Below are 17,793 nucleotides of genomic sequence, written 5' to 3'. Positions count from 1 at the left end.
TCCGGTCGCCGCTTTTAGGTTATACCAGATAACAACATTTGTTAAGAGAATAAAATTTTGTAGGGGCAGGTTTTAAACCTGCCCCTACAAAAGGATAATCACATGACATTCTCCTCCCAAATAATCTCCGTCATCAAACGCATCCCGTGCGGCAAGGTGGCCACCTACGGGCAGATCGCAGCCCTGGCCGGCAACCCCCGGGGGGCAAGGGCGGTGATCTGGCTGCTCCATTCCAGCTCGGGCAAGGAAAAGCTTCCCTGGCACCGGGTGATAAACGGCCAGGGGATGATCTCATTAAAGCCCGGCCAGGGCTGCGAGGAACAGCGGGCCAGGCTGGAGAGCGAAGGGGTGGAGTTCGATCTTTACGGCCGGGTGGACCTGGAAAGGCACCGGTGGCAGGCGTGAGGATCATAAAACACAAGATACGGCCGCCTTTCTTTTACCTGCATTTCCTGCTGGGGCTGGTCTTCATATCTTCCCTGATGCTGGCCGGAAGCCGCCTGCCCAACAGCCGGGTCAGGGTCATCGACCGGGACAACATCTACGGCGGAAGGACCATCAGCATCTCCTATCGGGGCGACCCGGCGCACGGGGACAAATGTCTCTACATAAACGATCTCTTCGATTTGAAGAGGAAAATCAAGGAGACCCGGATATTCCTTGCCGAACCCTACAGCCGCAGGACCGGCTGCTACAAGATAATAAACTATTACCACCTGCCGTACTCCGGCGGCAGCACCAGCCGGGTGGAGCACTTTTACCGGCCGGAGTTCGCCGCCCGGAAAGGCTATTCCCGCAGGGTGAATTACCTTGACCCGGCCACCAATCTTATGTCCACCGATCTGTACAATGGCGATGGCAAAATGATCAGCCGGGTGATCGGCGCCGGGGATGGGAAATGAAAAGACTGGTAACGGGGATGCGAAAGGAACTGAAAGCCGGCAGCGATGAAAGATACCGCCGGGCGATCCAGGCCTTTTTCAAGGAGGGGATCAAACTTTACGGGGTCAGGACCCCGGCGGTCCGAAAGATCTCCCAAAAATATTACGCCGCCATCAAGGACCGGCCCAGGGACGATATTTTCAAACTATGCGGCCACCTGCTGGGATCCGGCCTCAGCGAGGAGCGGACCATTGCCTTCGACTGGGCTTACCGATCAAGGAAGAGATACCAGCCCGGCGATTTCTCCCGGTACGAAAAATGGCTAAAAAAATACGCCCCGGATTGGGGCGGGGTGGACGATCTCTGTACCCATGCCTTGGGATATTTTCTATATCATCATCCGGAGTATGCCCCCCGGGTCCTAAAGTGGGCCGGATCGCCCAAGTGGTGGATGCGCCGGGCCTCGGGCGTGGCTCTGATCTACGGTTTGCGCCGGGGAGTTTTCCTTAAAGAGGCCTTCAAGACGGCTGACATCCTTTTGCCGGATAAAGCGGATCTGGTGCAGAAGGGCTACGGCTGGATGCTGAAGGTGGCCGGGGATTATCACCAACGCGAGGTCTTTGGCTACGTGATCGAGAATAAAAAGGAAATGCCGCGGACGGCATTGAGGTACGCCATAGAAAAATTTCCCGAGGGCTTAAGACAGAAAGCCCTGGCAAGGTAACTTTACCCAGAGCGGACAGCGGCGCACCGGGAGGGGATCAATAGCGGGTGGCCTCAAAGGAGCCCTGCTCCCACGACAGCACCACGAATATGTTGAACATATTGATCTGCCCCTCCAGGCTGCAGTGCTCGATGGCCCCCTGGTTCAGGTGCAGGCAGCCGTGCTGTCCTTCGATATTGATTATTTCTATGCGGCCGGTCCAGCCTCCGACGGAGAACAATTCCAGCAGTTTGAATATGTTGACCACCGACAGTTTGCCGGACCACTCCTTGGCTTTGCGGGCCAGCATGGACCGGGCCTTGGAGGCGTATTTCAGCCGCAGGTCGATGCCCTTGTAAAGCTCCTCCCGCTTGAGGGGCTTGGTCAGATAACGGGCGGCGCCCACCGCATAACCATGGATGATGCTGGCCCGGTCTATCTTGGCCGAGAGCATCAGCACCGGGAGGTGCTTCAGGTCGGGGCTTTTCTTGATGGCCCGGCACAGTTCGTAGCCGTCCATCATGGGCATCATGATGTCGGTCAGGATCAGGTCCACCGGTTTCTCCCGGGCCACCTGCAGGCCGTCCTGGCCGTCGCGGGCCTGGATCACCTGATAGCCGGCCTTCCGCAGTTGAAATTCCAGCAGCCGGGCCATGTTGGCCTCATCCTCCACCACCAGAATGGTGTAGTTTTCCATAGACCTCCTCGGAAAAGATGGTTCGGAAACATTGTATAACAAACCCGGCAAATATGCAAGCCGATTTGCATCATCGGAGGGTTTTCCCATCAGCGATCTGGTCATGAAAATTTAGCAGGTGTCAAATGGATAACAGGGAACTAACTGCCGGCCACCGTCAGAGGCTGAAGGAAAAATTCCGCAAAACAGGCGGAGAGGGATTGCACGATTATGAACTGCTGGAGTTGCTGCTGACCTATGCCCTGCCCCGGCGCGATCTGAAACCCCTGGCCAAGGAGTTGATCAAGCATTTCGGCAGCCTGGCCAAGGTGCTGGACGCTTCGCTTGTGGAGCTGGGAAATTTCAAGGGGATCAAGCAAGGCCCGGGCATACTTATCAAGCTAAGCAAGGCGCTGACCGAGTATTATATGACCAACGAGATGTCATCAAGGGACGTGCTCTCATCTCCCCAGGCGGTGCTTAATTTTGCCAGGGCCAAGCTGGCCGGTCTGCCCCACGAGGCCTTTTTATGCCTCTATCTCAACGCCAAGAACGAGTTCATCAAGGACAGCATTATCAGCCAGGGAACGGTGGACAAGGCCGCGGTCTATCCCCGGCGGGTCATCAAGGAAGCTTTGGACTGCCATGCCGCCGGACTGATCCTGATGCACAACCACCCCAGCGGGCATTGCCAGCCGTCGCCGGAGGACAAGGCCCTGACCGATTCCATCGTCAGCGTGGCCAAGGCCATGGATATCCGGCTGCTGGATCATATCATAGTGGGAAGGCTGGGGCATTACAGCTTTGCCGAGAATAATTTGATATAGGGGCCGATCCCTCTCCAACCTCTCACCCTTTGGGGGAGAGGCATTCCCCTGGGTCATTGCGGGGAGCCTCCTGGAGAATTTCTAATGAAGCAATCCATACTGCTAGGACAGGAATGTTCTAATTCATGAACTGGTTTGGGTTCATAAAATTGATGCGGGACATCTACGGCCCCGGCCTGCCCGACCTGGAAAAGATCCAGAAAAAGGGGCTGCTGGCGGTGAAAATAGGCCAGACCTTCGCCCTGCGGATAGATTTCCTGGACGAAGCAAAATGCCGCCACCTGGCGGCACTTTACCGCCAGAACATCCGGATTCCAGCCGAGGATTTTCACCGCCTGCTATTGAATCATACCGACATCAAATGGCGCGGTAGTTTCCGTTTGATAGACGAGCACCCCATCGCCTCTGCCTCGGTGGGCCAGGTCCACCGGGCCGAGCTCAGGGATGGACGGGTCGTGGCGGTAAAGCTGATCAAAGGGGATTTCAAGCAGAGTTTCGTCCGCGATGTGGAAAGCGTAAGGTCTTTGATGCGAGCGGCCGTGTTCTTCTATCCCAAACTGGCCAGAGTGGCCGACCCGGTGGGCATCCTGTCCCACATCGAAGAATACACCTTAAGCGAACTGAACCTGGAGAACGAGGTGCGCCACGGGCAGGTGCTGCGGGATATCTATAAGGCTAACAGGGAGCGCTTTGACCTCTCCAGACTGGCCTTTCCCGAAATCATGCACGAGTTGTCCAGCACCAACGTTCTGGTTTCGGAATACATCGAGGGCAAGACTTTCGATGAATTGCTGGACGAAGGGAAGCTGGAGTATTCTCAACTGTTGAATTTATTCCATATCCATGGCTTCTATATGTTCGGGGTTGGCACCTTTCACGGGGACATTCACCCCGGAAATATCATACTGAAGGATGGAAAACTTTATTTTATTGATACCGGGGCCATCAGCCGGGCCGGGGAAAAGATCCGCCGGGGGCTTTTCGGCTTTTTCGAAGCGTTGAGTTATTACGATTATGGCCGGTGCGCTGAATGGCTGAATAAAATGGCCGACAGGGAGATCACTGGCAAGCCATACCATGCCTACCGGGAAAGGTTTTTGACGCTTTATTCCGATTTTACCGACAGCACGGTGGGCCAGGTCAGCCTGACCCGCAAAATGATGGAGACCATCAAGCTGGGGGTCAATTCCGGGATGGTGTTCGAGCCGGGGATGTATCCCATAATCAAGAGCCTGATGTATCTGGATGGAATGGTGCTTAAATGCAAGCCCGATGCGATTCTGATGAGAGATATGAGGGAATTCATCGAGGAATTCAGAAAGATGGTCTGAACGACAGGATTGCCTGACTTAAAAAGCATGTATCATAAGAATGCCGGATAATAAATTGCAATGAACGGAGTCAAATGCCGAAGAAAAAGATCATCATCATCGGGGCCGGGCCGGGCGGACTGACCGCCGGGATGCTGCTGGCCCACCGGGGACACCAGGTGGAGATGTACGAAAAGAAGGAGGAGGTGGGCGGGCGCAACGCCCCCATCAAGCTGGGCGAATTCACTTTTGACACCGGGCCGACCTTTCTGATGCTGCTGGAGGTGCTGGAGGAGATCTTCAAGGAGACCGGTCGAAAGATGGAGGATTGTCTGGAACTGAAGAAATTGGAGCCGTTGTACCGCCTGCGCTTCGACGGCAAGGATGATTTTTTCCCATCCGGGGACGAGGATAAGATGGCCGGGGAGATCGAAAAAAGGTTCCCCGGCGACGGCCAAAATTATCTGAGATTCAAAAAGGAGGAGGGCAAAAAATTCGACCGGGTCTATCCCTGCCTAAAGGTGCCTTACGGCAGTTTCCTCTCCTATCTCAAGCCCCGCTTCATCAAGGCCATCCCCCGGCTGGACCCCTTTGCTTCGGTCTATGACCGGCTGGCCAGCTATTTCAAACACGAGCACCTGCGGATAGCCATGACCTTCCAGGCCAAGTACCTGGGCATGTCGCCCTGGCAGTGCCCGGCCACCTTCACCATACTTTCCATCATCGAGCACCGCTTCGGCATCTACCATCCCATCGGAGGGCTGAACAGGATATCCCAGGCCATGGCCAAGGCCGTTATCGAAGACGGGGGAAAGATCCACCTGAGCACTCCGGTCAGGCGGGTCATTATAGAGAACCGGGTGGCCGTGGGAATACTTCTGGAGAACGGACAGGAGGTGCGGGGCGATGCGGTGATCATCAACCCGGATTTCGCCTGGGCCATGAGCCATCTTATAGCACCTCAGGACCGCAGAAAGTACACCGACCAAAAGCTCAGAAAAATGGAATATTCCTGTTCCACCTTCATGCTCTACCTGGGACTGGACAAGCTGTATGACATTCCGCACCATAACGTGATCTTCGCCGAGGATTACCGGGACAACGTGGAGGACATCGTCCACCGCCAGGCTCTGTCCAGCGATCCCTCGGTCTATATCCAGAATGCCAGCATCACCGATCCCACCCTGGCTCCCAAGGGCAAATCCGCCCTTTACGTGCTGGTGCCGGTGACCAACCAGACCTCTGGCATTGACTGGCAGAAGGAACGCAGGGCCTTCAGGGACCGGGTGATCGGTATCATCATGAAAAAGACCGAGCTTAAGGATCTGGATCAGCATATCGAGGTCGAGAAGATCATCACCCCGGCCGATTGGCAGCAGGAGTACGGGATATACAACGGGGCCACCTTCAACCTGAGCCATAAGATCAGCCAGATGCTGTCCTTCCGCCCCCATAATAAATTCGAGGAATTTGATAACTGCTACCTGGTGGGCGGAGGAACCCATCCCGGCTCTGGTCTGCCCACCATCTACCAGTCGGGACGGATCGCGGCCGAGCTGATAAACACGTCGAAATAGCCCCATGCGCCTCTGGTCATTACATCCCAAATACCTGGACCGCCAAGGTCTTTTAGCCGTATGGCGCGAGGGGCTGCTGGCCCAGAAGGTCCTCCAGGGAGGGACCAGGGGCTACAATAACCATCCCCAGCTGCAGAGGTTCCGGGAACAAAAAGACCCGTTGGCGGCCATCGGTGCTTATCTGTTCGAGGTTCATGAAGAATCGGCGGCCAGGGGATACCGCTTCGACGGCAGAAAAATATCCTCGAAAAGGAAAGCGCCAAAAATAAAGGTCGCTTCGGGCCAGGTTGAATACGAACTCCGCCACCTGTTGAAGAAACTAAAGAAGCGGGATGTCCGGCGGTATATTTCATTACGCAGCGATAAAAATATCCAGACCCATATCCTTTTCAAAGTTATCAAAGGCCCGGTGGAGGGCTGGGAGAGGGCAAAAAAATCCTTGCATTATATCTCCTTTTAGGCTATAATATCTCCAGACTTGATTTTTAGGAGAGCGGGTACAAAGCCCGCTCTCTTTTGCTATCCGAAAAACCAACCGGAATATCAACCGCAGAGACACCGGGGTCTAATATTTCTAATCAGTTTTTCTTGGTCTCTCAGTGTCTTTGTGGGAAAGGTTAAAGGCAGGTTATCAGTGAATGATAAAATATCAGCCGAAGAGATCATCGCCAAAATAAAGGAGCTGGCCCGGCCCCTGGCCGACGAGATGGGGCTGGAGCTGGTGGACGTGGAATACAAGGCCGGCGGGGATTTTCTAAGAGTGTTCATAGACCGCCCCGGCCAGGGGGTCTCCATGGAGGATTGCAGCGGACTGTCGCGCCGGATCTCGGCCGAGCTGGATGCCAGCGATCCCATCATGCATCCCTATAATCTGGAGGTATCCTCCCCCGGTCTGGACCGGCCGCTGAAGAGGGCGGAGGATTTCATTCGCCATGCCGGCCGGCCGGCCAAGGTCGTCATCAGCCAGCCCCTGAACGGCCAGAACACCTTCATCGGGCACATCGGCGATGTCCAGAACGGAATGGTCAAGATCGTCCTGAAGGATCAGGAATCGGTCTGGCTGCCGCTGGCCCAGATAAGAAAAGCCCGGCTGGAAGTGGAATTGAAAAAGACCTGACCCAAACCCTTGCCGATGCGGGAAAGGGGTAAGAGAAATAACACCAGGATCACACACATACAAGGAGTAAAGCGTGTCCAACCTAGACGTAATTGAAGCCCTGAGCGAGATCGCCAGGCGCAAGAACCTGAGCAAGGAATTTGTCATCGAAACCCTCAAGATGGGCCTGCTGCAGGCCTGCAAAAAGCGCTTCGGCACAGCGGAGAACATCTTCGTGGAGCTGGAGGACGACACCGGAGAGATCGGCATCTTTGCCAAGAAGGTGGTGGCCGAGGAGGTCCTCAATCCGGCCCTGGAGATCTCCGCCGCCGATGCCGCGGAATATATCGACGACCCCCAGCCGGGCGATGAGGTGGAGGTGATCCTGCCGTTCGAAGATTTCGGGCGGATGGCCATCCAGGCCACCAAGCAGATACTGTTCCAGAAGGTGCGGGAGGCCGAGAGGGAACAGGTGTTCAAGGATTTCTCCGGCAAGGTGGGGGACATCGTCACCGGAACGGTACAGCAGATAAGCCGGGACGATATCCTGGTCAGCCTGGACCGCACCGAGGCCGTCCTGCCGTATTCCGAGCAGATCCGTTCCGAGAGATACCAGCAGGGGCGCACCGTCAGGGCGGTGGTGCTGGATGTGGCCAAGACCATCAAAGGGCCGCAGGTGATATTGTCGCGCAGCCATCCCGATTTTGTCAAGCGCCTGTTCATGCAGGAGGTGCCGGAGACCAAAGAGGGCCTGGTGGAGATAAAGGCCGTTGCCCGCGAGGCGGGCGATCGGGCCAAGGTTGCGGTGCACTCCAATGAAGCCAAGGTGGACGCGGTGGGGGCTTTCGTGGGGCTCAAGGGCGCCAGGGTCCAGACGGTGGTCCGGGAGCTGTCGGGCGAGAAGATAGATATCGTGTCCTGGTCTTCGGACCCGGCGCTGTTCGTGGCCCGGGCTCTTTCTCCGGCCAAGGGGCTGGAGGCCTTCCCCGAGCCCGAGGAGAGGCGGGTGATAGTGATCTGCCCCGACGACCAGTATTCGCTGGCCATCGGCAAGAGGGGGCAGAATGTCCGCCTGGCGGCCAAGCTTACCGGCTGGCGGATAGACGTGATGACCGACAGCCAGTACCAGGAGAGGTTCGAGGCCCTGGCCCAGGTGCAGATACCGATGGAGGAACTGATCATCTCCGACAAGATCAAGGCCAAGCTCAAGAATGCCGGGCTGGATACGGTGGAAAAGGTGATAGGATCGGGCGAGGAGGGCCTGACCAGCATCGATGGCATAGGCGCCAAGACGGCCGAGAAGGTGCTGTCCGCCGCCAAGGAGGCCAAGGATGCCCAGTTGATGCATTTTGACGAGAAGAACTCCCCGGCCAAGCCGGCCGATAGGCCGGCTCCCGACCAGCCTGCCGGCGGGGAAGAATCGACCCCGGCAGAGCCCGGCGCCGAGGGAACCCCGGCCAAAGCCGAGGAGAATCCGACCGAAGGATCCAGCAGCGACGGAGCAAAAGGATCTGACAATGACGATGAGCAGCACCAGGCCGGAGAACCATCGGAACGGCAGGAATAGGAGATATTATGGCAGAGACTAAGAAAACCACCAAGCCCGCCAAGAAGACAGCCAAGGCAGCCGGGGTGACAGAAGCGGTCAAGAAGACAGAAGTGGTCAAAAAGACAGAGGCGGCCAAGAAGGCGGAAGTGGCCCAGAAGAAGCCCGTTGCCAAAAAGAAAGCCGAGGCCGCCAAACCGGCCAAGGAGGTGAAGGTTTTTGAGGCGGCCAAGGATCTGAAGATATCGGCTGATGCCCTGCTGTCCATGCTCAATGAGCTTAATTTCAACATCAAGAGCCGGATGAGCCTGGTCACCAATGATATGCTGGAGTCCGTCAAGCTGAAGTTCGAGGAGGAGAAGCAAGCGGTCAAGCAGGAACAGCAGCAGAAGAAGAAGATCCAGGAAAAGAAAGAAGCCACGGTCAAAGCCGAGGCCAAGGTAGCGGTGGAGGAAGCGCCCCCGGTTATCGTATCAAGGGTGGCGGCGGTTTCGGGCGCCAAGCCGGTGATAAGAAGGCCGGTGCCGCCCAGGCCGGTGGTGCACAAGCCGGTGATCACCAAGATCGTTCCCACCCCCATAGACTATCCCAAGGAGATGACCACCCCCTATCCCAAGCCGCCGGAGGAAGATGACGCCCTGGGGAAGGGAAAGCGCAAAAGAAAACGCAAGCGGAAAAAACAGAAGGATAAAAAGGCGCCGGTTGACCATGTGGCCATTGCCGCAACGGTCAGGCAGACCATGGCCGCCATCGAAAGGGGCAAAGCCCGCAGGTCCTATAAAGACAAGGACCGGGGGGATGCGTCGGCAGAGGCGGTTGACGAAAAGGTGGTTAAAATGCCGGAGTATTCTTCCGTGGCCGACCTGGCCCAGGCCATAGGGGCCAAGCCGGGAGAGGTGATCGCCAAGGCTTTGGGCCTGGGTCTGATGGTCACCATCAACCAGCGTCTGGACCTGGATACCCTGGCCACCATCGCCGATGAATTCGGCTATGCGCTGGAGGAGCAGGATGAATTCAACGAACCGGAGGTGAAGGAGGAGGAAAGGCTTTCCCCGGAAAACCTGAAGCCGCGGCCTCCGGTGGTGACGGTGATGGGCCACGTGGATCACGGCAAGACCACACTGCTGGACACCATCCGCAAGACCGATGTGGCCGGAGGGGAGCACGGCAGCATCACCCAGCATATCGGGGCTTATGAGGTCAAAATAAGCAACGGCTCGATAACTTTTCTGGACACCCCGGGCCACGAGGCCTTTACCGCCATGCGGGCCAGGGGAGCCCAGGTAACCGATATCGTAATTTTGGTGGTGGCCGCCACCGAGGGGCTGATGCCCCAGACCAGGGAGGCCATAGACCATGCCCAGGCCGCCAAGGTGCCGATCATAGTGGCCATCAACAAAATAGACCTGCCCGGGGCAGACTCCAACCGGGTCAAGCAGGATCTCTCCAAGGTCGGTTTATTGGTGGAGGACTGGGGGGGCAAGACCATCGCCGTGGAGGTTTCCGCCAAGACCGGGCTCAACGTGGATAAACTTCTGGAGATGGTGCTGCTGCAGGCCGACCTGCTGGAACTGCAGGCCAACCCCGACTGTCCGGCCAAGGGCACGGTGATAGAGTCCCGGCTGGACAAGGGCAAGGGGATCCTGGCCACGGTCCTGGTTCAGCAGGGCACCCTGGAGAAGGGCCAGTCCTTTGTAGCCGGCTTGTACAGCGGCCGGGTAAGGGCCATGTATGACGAGCACGGCAAACAGATCCTTAAGGCCGGACCGTCCAGTGCGGTGCTGGTGCAGGGTTTCGAGGGGGCTCCCATGGCCGGCGACTCATTCCAGGTCTACCAGGTTGAATCGGAGGCCAGGGAGATGGCCAACCGCCGCCAGCAGCTCAAAAGGGAACATGAGTTCCGTCCCGCCAAGAAGATCACCCTGGAGGGCATCTACGACCAGATCCAGGAGGGCGAGATCCAGGAGCTGAAGCTGGTGATCAAGGGCGACATGGCCGGCTCCATCGAGGCCATCGGCGATTCGGTGTTCAAAATGTCCAACGACAAGGTCAAGCTGGTGGTCATCCACAAGGGGGTGGGCGCCATCAACGAGTCCGACGTCCGGCTGGCCCAGGCCTCCAACGCCATCATTATCGGCTTCCACGTTCGGCCCGAGGAGCGGGCCCGGGAGCTGGCCGAGAACGAGGGGGTGGAGATCCGCATGTACAACATCATCTACGACGCCCTGGAGGACCTGCAGAAGGCCCAGAAGGGGATGCTGGCCCCGGTGTTCAAGGAGGTGGTGCAGGGCCGGGTGGAGGTGCGCGAGACCTACAAGATATCCGGGGTGGGCACCATCGCCGGTTGCCAGGTACTGTCCGGGACCATCGCCCGCTCCCACAAGGTCCGCCTGGTCAGGGACAACGTGGAGGTGTACAACGGGAAGTTCGCCTCGCTCAAGCGCTTCAAGGACGATGTCCGCGAGGTGCAGACCGGCTTCGAGTGCGGCCTGGGGCTGGACCAGTTCAACGACATCAAGGTGGGCGACATCGTGGAGACCTATATCATAGAGGAGATCAAGCAGGAATAGACCACGCCTTCGATCCCTCTCCCGATCGGGAGAGGGATACAGCCAGGCAGGGAGAGGTCAAGTTTAAGTATAAGGTGCGCCGCAGACGATATAAAAGGCCGATCCCCATCGGGGTCGGCCTTTTGTGATAATGTTTCACAAGCGACCACCCCTGAACATTAAAAGTTAGATGAAAAAGATATCATTAAAACAGGCTAAGAACCTTGTCCTGCAAAAGCAGCTGCTGGACGATCCCGCATCCTTGGAGGGCAAGGAAGGCACATATCAAGCCATCGACCGTCTGGGCTATGTTCAGATAGACACCATCAATATCATCGAGCGGGCGCATCATGTGGCTCTCAATGCCAGGGTCAGCGGGTACCGCCAGCAGTACCTGCATCAATTGCAAAAGGACGACCGTAGGATATTCGAATACTGGGCCCATGCCGCCAGCTACCTGCCGATGAAGGATTACCGCTATTATATCTCCCACATGCAGGGCAGGCGCAGCAAATACATCTCGTCCTGGATAAAAGGGAAGAAGAATATCATCGACCGGGTGAAGAAGCGGGTGACCGAAGAAGGCCCGCTTTCCGGAAGCGATTTCGAGGGCCGCAACAAGCGGAAAGGCGTATGGTGGGACTGGAAGCCGGAGAAGATGGCCCTGGAGGTGCTCTTTTTACGGGGGGAACTGATGGTCAGCGAAAGAAAGAATTTCAAACGGATTTACGATCTCACCGAACGGGTGCTGCCACAGGGGATGGACATCTCTATGCCCGGCGAGCGGGAGGAGAAGCAATTCTTCATCAAGCGGGCCTTGGGCTCCATGGGCCCGGCCAGCGAGGGCGACATAGACAAATACATGCATGTCACCGGCCGGCTATGCAAATGGCTTAAGGAGTTGGAGGAAGCCGGGGATATCCAGGGAATAACCATCGAGGGCCTGCCTAAAAAGTATTTCATTTTAACGGAAGACCTGGCCGGGATCGAAGGCATATCAGAAAGCGCCAAGCACCAGGTCCATCTGCTATCGCCCTTCGACAATCTGGTCATCCTGCGGAACCGCATCAGAGAGATGTTCGATTTCGAATATACATTGGAATGCTATGTCCCGGCCGCCAAGCGTAAATACGGATATTTCAGCCTGCCGATATTGTGGAAAGGCGAGCTGGTGGGCCGGCTGGACCCCAAGGCTGACAGGCAGAACAAACAGCTGATCATCAATTCGTTGTTCATAGAAAAAAGAATCATCGGTTCGGACGAATTCTTTTCCGCCCTGGCCAGGAGACTGAAAGAATTTGCCGCCTTCAACAAATGCGATGAGGTTACGCTGATCAAAACCTATCCGGAAAAATACGGAAAGACCGTCCAAAGGCATTTGAAATGAAAAGCCCGGCCGTTATTGCGGCGGCCTTGCTGGTGCTGTCTGCTTCTTTTGCATTTTCCCAGCAGGATCATTTCTATGCTCCCAAGAATGTAAAAAAGCCCGCCCCGGCCCTGATCATCACCTCCTGCACCGGGGCCACCCAAAAGGACCTGGATTCAAACCAAGCCATCGCCGACAGACTGGGCTGGATCATCTGCACCTCGGCCCAGACCAGGAACCATCGCGATGCCAGGCAGAACGATGCGGATATCATGGCCACTTATAAAAAGCTGGTTGCCGATTATCCGGTGGACACATCGAAAATCTTCATCTACGGCTTTTCCGGCCAGGCGGTGCAGGCCATGATGGAGGTCTTCCTGCATCCCGACAAATTCAAAGGGGCGGTCTGCATCTGCGCCCACAACGGGGCCATGGGGCTGGCCAAGTGGGAATCTCTTTCCGGGCATTATTTTTATCTGATATCGCGGGAGAAGGACTGGAATTTGCGGGCCAATAAAAGCATGCATCGGATGTTTTTATCCCGCGGCATTGCGGACACCCTGATAGTGACCAAGGGCCGGCACGGACCCCGGGACCGCCGGGAGCTTTACAATGGTTGCATGCGGCTGGATAAAATGATAAGATAGGAACGATAGATAATACAGGAGACACAGATGTCCAAAATAAAAAAGATAAACACCATCGGCCGCAAGCTGGAAAAGCTGTCGGCCCAGTACTCCAGCCTGGAATGGGTCCAGTATACCACGGGATACGATTTTGGCTCGCAGAAGGCCTACCAGAAGCTGGTCAAGGTATTCAAGGACCGGAAAAACTACCAGGCCATTCTGGATCACCAAGCAATGGACCTGGAGCCGCTGGATAAGCGGCGGGTGGAGATCCTGTACAAGGCCTTCAAGCCCTATCACCTGTCCGACCAGATGAACCAGCTGGAGCTGGAGATCCAGAAACTGTCCACCCAGCTGTCCCAGGTGCTCAATAACCACCGTTCCACCCTGGACGGCCGGGAGGTCCGCTCCACCGAGATCGCCCAGATCCTGCGCAGCGAGCCGGACCGGGAGAAAAGAAAAAAGGCCTACCTGGCCAGGGTTCAGGTCAACCAGCCGCTGTTCCAGGCCGGCTTTGCCGAACTTATCGGTTTGAGAAAAGAATATGCCCGGCTCTACGGGGCCAAGAACTTCGTGGCCTACCAGCTGGAACAGCAGGAACTGGACGTAAAGATGTTCGACAGCTGGCCGGAACAGACAGCCAAATTACTGCCGGCCATGAAAAGGATCAAGGCCGAATTCGGCCAGAAATTCATCGGCGACAGCGCCGTCCAGCCCTGGGACGAAGCCTACATCAGCGCCCAGCTGGCCCCGGAGCTCAACCACCGGGTGGATATGTCGGCCGGTTACGATGTGGTCCGGGATTTCTTTTTGAACTTCGGGTGGGACATCGCCAAATACAACATCACCTACGACATCTTTCCCCGCCGCAACAAGTCGGAGTGGGGCTATAATTTCCCCATCCAGACGGCCAGGGACTCCCGGATACTGGCCAACGTGGAGAACCGCTATCACGAATACGGCGTGCTGCTGCACGAGACCGGCCATGCCCTGCATTCCTTCCTGCTGAAGCCCCGGGAGGTGCTGCTGAACCTGGGGGTCAGCGGCATCATCTCCGAGGGATTCGCCAACCTGTTCCAGGATTTTTTATATGACCGATCGTTCTACGGACAGTTCTTCGGCGAGGACCAGGCCGGGGCGGCGGAGAACTTTGGCAATCTCAAGCGCTGGGAGCGGGCCACCCGGCTGGAGGCCGTTCCGGCCATCCTGTTCGACCAGGCCCTGTACCGGGAGAACATCAAGACCATCGACGACGTTCACCAGCTGTACTGGAAGACCTACCGGCAGATACTGGGCGAGGAGCCTTTCGCCGGGGAGCCGCCCTGGGGATTCCGGATCCATCACACCACCCATCCCATCTATCTGCACAATTATTTCATGGGCGACCTGAGCTGCGACATGCTGAGGGAGGTGTTCAAGAAGCGCCACAAAACGGAGGACATCATGGGCCAGGGTAAGAAGTTCGGGAAGTTTCTGATGGAAGAGGTGATCAAACCATCCGGGGCCCATACCTATCCCGAATTGTACAAGAGGGTGAGCGGGGAGGAATTTTCGCTGAAATACCTGGCGGAATGAATAATCCCTCTCCAAATTTATTTGGAGAGGGTAGGGTGAGGTCGTACCGGGGTCATTTTAACGCAGGGGATGGTTTGAAACCATCCCCTGCGTTATTTGGGTCAGTCCAGATATTTCACGCAGATCAATTTGGTCCGGCCGGATATATGGTGGTTGACGAAGGCGGTCAGGGTCTCGATCAGCCCTTTGCCGTCGCGGGGGGCGATCTGGCAAAGTTCTCCGGTAGAGTGCCAGCCATACAGAGCCGCGGATTGGGCCGGTTTCAGGATAATGCATTCCCCCTCCGGGGCATGGCAGCGGGGACAGAGGAATCCGCCCTCGGTCACCGAAAAGACCGGCCCTCCGCTTTTAAGCTCCCGGCGGCATTTGACGCAGGAATCCAGCCGGGGCGAATGCCCCAGGTTGTTGAGGGCCGCCAGGAAAAAGCCCAGCAGTTGGCTGGGGCTTTCCCCGGAGGATGGCAGTGCCCGCAAGAACCCCGAGAGATTCCTGTAGAAGGCCATATTGGGCGACTCCAAGGCGGTGAGCTTGTAGCCCATCTCCAGGGCCACCGCCGCCGGGTTCATCCGGCCGTCCTCGGCCAGGGCCGAGGGGTCCCAGACCACGTCGGTTTCGGAGACGGTGTGCAGTTCGGAGTGGCGGCTGCGGTAGAAGACGATCTGGGAGACCCCGCCGGGCTGGAAGGAAGCCCCGAACCTGCTCCGGGGCTTGCGGGCGCCCTTGGCCATGAATTTCATCCGGCCGAACTGCCGGGTGAAGGCGCTGACGATGCGGCTGGTCTCGGAAAAGTTCTGGGTCTTTAGTATTATGGCTTCGGTGCGTTCGATCATGGGTTATATAAGAATTAATTCAAGTAATGGCTAGAACCGACCTAACCCCTACCCCTTCCCGATGCGGGAAGGGAAGCCGCCAGGCAGGGAGAGGTTGGGTCGCATCAGTGCTGCTGCCTGGCAAAAGCTGCCGTTAAAAATGTTTTGCTTGCGTAAGCCCTGTTTCGTGGTCAAGACATTTAGGCAGCTGGGTAGTCTGAACTTCCGGGCAGCGGTGTAGCGACAGTTCTCTTTGTAGCTTTCTCTTCAAAGAGAAAGCGGAGGAAAAAGCCAAGGTAAAAAATATGACAGACCGCAGAAAGGTCCGGTAATCCTATTTTAGAACCAGTTATTATTTTATGTTCTCCACCAACTGGATCTTCACGCCATCCGGATCGAGGATGTACAGAAATTTGACGTGCGGGTTGGGTTGGAAAGGCCCGGAGTGGATGGGAATGTTCTTGCTCTTTAATATCTCGCTGAATTTGTCCAAGGTATCCACCTCGAAGCCCAGGGAGATATCTTTGCCGGCGACAATGTCGCCGGCCTTTTTATTGCAGATGAGCTCCACCTGGGTCTCCCCGGAGCCTAAAAAGATCAGCTCCATATCGGGGCTGGGGGACATCTTGCGTTTTATTTCCAGGCCCAGCAGGTCCCAGTAAAAGGACAGGGACCGTTCCATGTCCTTTACGTTTATAGTTACCCAGCAGAAGTTCATCGGTGTTTCCTTAAAGAGTAGTGTTAACAGTTCCGGAAGTATGGGTAATAAATAAATTTAGTAGAAAACATTAATCTTGAAAATGCTTAAGAATAATTTCAATAAATGTTCTAGTATAGTATGGTATTTGTGCAATTTTATTAGAAATAAGAACAATTATTGATTTTGACGTTAAAGATTCATATATTTTTTCGATTTGCATTCCTTGATCTCTTGAATATACTGACCAAAAGTAACTTCTGTCTTCGGAAAGACCAAACTGAAATTTCATTATGATATAAGACATGTTGTTATGTTCGGTTGTTTTTTGATTTGGATCAAATCTCAATGTTACAGATTTTTTCCAGCTTTTATTTTTAGAAATATTTATATCTGGAATCCTTATTGTCCAATCAGTTCGGTCTACTATGGTTCTAAACCTACCTATTTCTTTATATTCATTATTAAGTTCGTCAACTACAGGTTGTAATTCGTCGTTTAAGGTTGTTGTAGCTTGGTTTAGTTCTGTTAGTTTTATATTGATTTCAGATTCAACCCGTTTAGAATCCAAAACAACACGGCTATTTAAAATTGAGCCGGACATAGTTTTAATGTAAGACTTAAGATCGGCACTTGTTTTAAGTTTTTGTTCTGTCCCCGTTTCGATTACAGACAATATTTTCTTAGTTTCTGAAATTAATGCGTCAATATTAGGTCGATCTGAAGGGGATTGGTTGGTGCAGGATGTGACAATGCCTTGTATATAATTTGCAAATTCTTTGCTTATATACTGACTTAAGTGAGTGTCTTCACCACCCAATGTATCAAAATTCCTGGGTGCATGCTTTCCTGCACACATTGCCCAAAGGCATCTTCCAAGGCTCCAAATATCACCTTTAAAGTGATTTAAACTTGGCTCGGTCTCACTCCATTCTGGTGGTGTGTATCCGGCTGATCCAATTATTTCTCCACAAATTGTGAGGCGTTCCTTGTAATCTGTATTTAGCCAAAGAGAAAGACCAAAATCAGTAATAATAGGATCATTATTTTCGTCAACAAGGATATTCTGCGGTTTAATGTCTCTTATGGCCAGCCCAAGCGTATGAATGTCTTTAACAATAAAAAGTATTTTTAAAAAATCACGCAGTACTGTCTTTAACTCGATTTTGCTCTCCCCAATTATGTCCAAATACTTTTCCTTAATTGTACCATTCGCAAAAAACGGCATTACAAAAAAAGGCACACCTTCGTATTCTCCATAATCTATCAATTGAATACAACCAGGTATGTTTTCTAATTTCTTAACGATTTCTATTTCTTGGTAAAACCGTTCCTTCCTTTTTTGCGCCGTATCACTTGCCTTATATAATTTAAGAGCAAATCTTTTATCACTACCATCATTCCATACTTCAAACAATCTACTATTGCCGCCTTGTGCGAATGGAACATCAACTTTTGTTTTCCAAACAGTATTCTTGTGGCTCGGAAAAGATATCGACATTTTTATTCCTTCAGCTTGCCCGTCAATCAAGGTCTCACAGTGTGACAGGGATA

Annotated in this window: 17 protein-coding genes; 13 read left to right on the top strand and 4 right to left on the bottom strand. The window is 54.7% G+C overall.

From position 1 onward, the window contains the following. Positions 1–102 precede the first annotated feature (102 nt). From RDU76_08675 to RDU76_08665, 3 genes are read left to right on the top strand one after another with little or no spacing between them, the layout of a single operon-like run. On the top strand, positions 103–405 hold the full coding sequence (locus tag RDU76_08675; GenBank protein MDQ7798998.1) for an MGMT family protein: 303 nt from the start codon (positions 103–105) through the stop codon (positions 403–405). Further along, positions 402–902, top strand: a complete 501-nt coding sequence (locus RDU76_08670) for a hypothetical protein (protein MDQ7798997.1) — start codon at positions 402–404, stop codon at positions 900–902. Before RDU76_08675 ends, RDU76_08670 begins: the two co-directional genes overlap by 4 nt. Further along, positions 899–1,606: a DNA alkylation repair protein gene (locus tag RDU76_08665; protein ID MDQ7798996.1), complete on the top strand. Its 708-nt coding sequence runs from the start codon at positions 899–901 to the stop codon at positions 1,604–1,606. The genes RDU76_08670 and RDU76_08665 overlap by 4 nt, the downstream gene beginning before the upstream one ends. A 37-nt stretch (positions 1,607–1,643) precedes the next feature. On the opposite strand, the gene RDU76_08660 is transcribed toward RDU76_08665, so the two are convergent. Further along, positions 1,644–2,282, bottom strand: coding sequence for a response regulator (locus RDU76_08660; protein MDQ7798995.1), 639 nt, complete (start codon positions 2,280–2,282; stop codon positions 1,644–1,646). Between the two features lie 125 nt (positions 2,283–2,407). On the opposite strand from RDU76_08660, the gene radC reads away from it, so the two are divergent. The 10 genes from radC to RDU76_08610 all read left to right on the top strand — a co-directional run bounded on the left by radC (position 2,408) and on the right by RDU76_08610 (position 14,733). Then, complete coding sequence (gene radC / locus RDU76_08655; GenBank protein ID MDQ7798994.1) at positions 2,408–3,088, top strand: DNA repair protein RadC; 681 nt, start codon at positions 2,408–2,410, stop codon at positions 3,086–3,088. Positions 3,089–3,213: 125 nt separating this feature from the next. After that, positions 3,214–4,419 carry an AarF/ABC1/UbiB kinase family protein gene (locus tag RDU76_08650; protein ID MDQ7798993.1) on the top strand — a complete coding sequence of 402 codons (1,206 nt, stop codon included), beginning with the start codon at positions 3,214–3,216 and terminating at the stop codon, positions 4,417–4,419. Positions 4,420–4,493: 74 nt separating this feature from the next. Next, positions 4,494–5,975 carry a phytoene desaturase family protein gene (gene crtI / locus RDU76_08645; protein MDQ7798992.1) on the top strand — a complete coding sequence of 494 codons (1,482 nt, stop codon included), beginning with the start codon at positions 4,494–4,496 and terminating at the stop codon, positions 5,973–5,975. Positions 5,976–5,979: 4 nt separating this feature from the next. Further along, on the top strand, positions 5,980–6,435 hold the full coding sequence (locus tag RDU76_08640) for a pyrimidine dimer DNA glycosylase/endonuclease V (GenBank protein MDQ7798991.1): 456 nt from the start codon (positions 5,980–5,982) through the stop codon (positions 6,433–6,435). Between the two features lie 174 nt (positions 6,436–6,609). Further along, on the top strand, positions 6,610–7,092 hold the full coding sequence (gene rimP / locus RDU76_08635) for a ribosome maturation factor RimP (protein MDQ7798990.1): 483 nt from the start codon (positions 6,610–6,612) through the stop codon (positions 7,090–7,092). Positions 7,093–7,165: 73 nt separating this feature from the next. Further along, entirely contained in the window at positions 7,166–8,638 is a 1,473-nt protein-coding gene (gene nusA / locus RDU76_08630; GenBank protein MDQ7798989.1) for a transcription termination factor NusA, read from the top strand. An 8-nt stretch (positions 8,639–8,646) separates the two neighbouring features. Next, a complete protein-coding gene (infB, locus tag RDU76_08625) occupies positions 8,647–11,187 on the top strand; it encodes a translation initiation factor IF-2 (GenBank protein MDQ7798988.1) in 2,541 nt (846 codons plus the stop codon). A gap of 169 nt (positions 11,188–11,356) precedes the next feature. Continuing rightward, complete coding sequence (locus RDU76_08620; protein ID MDQ7798987.1) at positions 11,357–12,553, top strand: crosslink repair DNA glycosylase YcaQ family protein; 1,197 nt, start codon at positions 11,357–11,359, stop codon at positions 12,551–12,553. Further along, complete coding sequence (locus tag RDU76_08615) at positions 12,550–13,179, top strand: hypothetical protein (protein ID MDQ7798986.1); 630 nt, start codon at positions 12,550–12,552, stop codon at positions 13,177–13,179. Before RDU76_08620 ends, RDU76_08615 begins: the two co-directional genes overlap by 4 nt. Before the next feature lie 27 nt (positions 13,180–13,206). Next, positions 13,207–14,733: a M3 family metallopeptidase gene (locus tag RDU76_08610; protein MDQ7798985.1), complete on the top strand. Its 1,527-nt coding sequence runs from the start codon at positions 13,207–13,209 to the stop codon at positions 14,731–14,733. Positions 14,734–14,834: 101 nt separating this feature from the next. Here RDU76_08610 and recO read toward each other — a convergent pair whose 3' ends face one another. The 3 genes from recO to RDU76_08595 form a co-directional block, all read right to left on the bottom strand. Then, positions 14,835–15,563 (bottom strand): DNA repair protein RecO, encoded by a 729-nt coding sequence (recO, locus tag RDU76_08605; protein MDQ7798984.1) that lies wholly within the window; start codon positions 15,561–15,563, stop codon positions 14,835–14,837. Between the two features lie 331 nt (positions 15,564–15,894). Next, positions 15,895–16,260, bottom strand: coding sequence for a VOC family protein (locus tag RDU76_08600; protein MDQ7798983.1), 366 nt, complete (start codon positions 16,258–16,260; stop codon positions 15,895–15,897). Between the two features lie 70 nt (positions 16,261–16,330). Continuing rightward, positions 16,331–17,770: a protein kinase gene (locus RDU76_08595; protein ID MDQ7798982.1), complete on the bottom strand. Its 1,440-nt coding sequence runs from the start codon at positions 17,768–17,770 to the stop codon at positions 16,331–16,333. Positions 17,771–17,793: the final 23 nt, after the last annotated feature.

This window comes from Candidatus Edwardsbacteria bacterium, from assembly GCA_031082425.1.
GTDB lineage: Bacteria > Edwardsbacteria > AC1 > AC1 > EtOH8 > UBA2226.
The sequence above is the reverse complement of the archived record's forward strand: the minus strand, read 5'-3'. Positions and strand labels throughout refer to the sequence as shown.

What these genes read in the sequence shown, in the direction of transcription:
- RDU76_08675 (MDQ7798998.1), top strand. Translation starts at nt 103, where the DNA reads ATGACATTCTCCTCCCAAATAATCTCCGTCATCAAACGCATCCCGTGC.
- RDU76_08665 (MDQ7798996.1), top strand. Translation starts at nt 899, where the DNA reads ATGAAAAGACTGGTAACGGGGATGCGAAAGGAACTGAAAGCCGGCAGC.
- RDU76_08660 (MDQ7798995.1), bottom strand. Translation starts at nt 2,282, where the DNA reads ATGGAAAACTACACCATTCTGGTGGTGGAGGATGAGGCCAACATGGCC.
- radC (MDQ7798994.1), top strand. Translation starts at nt 2,408, where the DNA reads ATGGATAACAGGGAACTAACTGCCGGCCACCGTCAGAGGCTGAAGGAA.
- RDU76_08650 (MDQ7798993.1), top strand. Translation starts at nt 3,214, where the DNA reads ATGAACTGGTTTGGGTTCATAAAATTGATGCGGGACATCTACGGCCCC.
- crtI (MDQ7798992.1), top strand. Translation starts at nt 4,494, where the DNA reads ATGCCGAAGAAAAAGATCATCATCATCGGGGCCGGGCCGGGCGGACTG.
- RDU76_08640 (MDQ7798991.1), top strand. Translation starts at nt 5,980, where the DNA reads ATGCGCCTCTGGTCATTACATCCCAAATACCTGGACCGCCAAGGTCTT.
- infB (MDQ7798988.1), top strand. Translation starts at nt 8,647, where the DNA reads ATGGCAGAGACTAAGAAAACCACCAAGCCCGCCAAGAAGACAGCCAAG.
- RDU76_08620 (MDQ7798987.1), top strand. Translation starts at nt 11,357, where the DNA reads ATGAAAAAGATATCATTAAAACAGGCTAAGAACCTTGTCCTGCAAAAG.
- RDU76_08615 (MDQ7798986.1), top strand. Translation starts at nt 12,550, where the DNA reads ATGAAAAGCCCGGCCGTTATTGCGGCGGCCTTGCTGGTGCTGTCTGCT.
- RDU76_08610 (MDQ7798985.1), top strand. Translation starts at nt 13,207, where the DNA reads ATGTCCAAAATAAAAAAGATAAACACCATCGGCCGCAAGCTGGAAAAG.
- recO (MDQ7798984.1), bottom strand. Translation starts at nt 15,563, where the DNA reads ATGATCGAACGCACCGAAGCCATAATACTAAAGACCCAGAACTTTTCC.
- RDU76_08600 (MDQ7798983.1), bottom strand. Translation starts at nt 16,260, where the DNA reads ATGAACTTCTGCTGGGTAACTATAAACGTAAAGGACATGGAACGGTCC.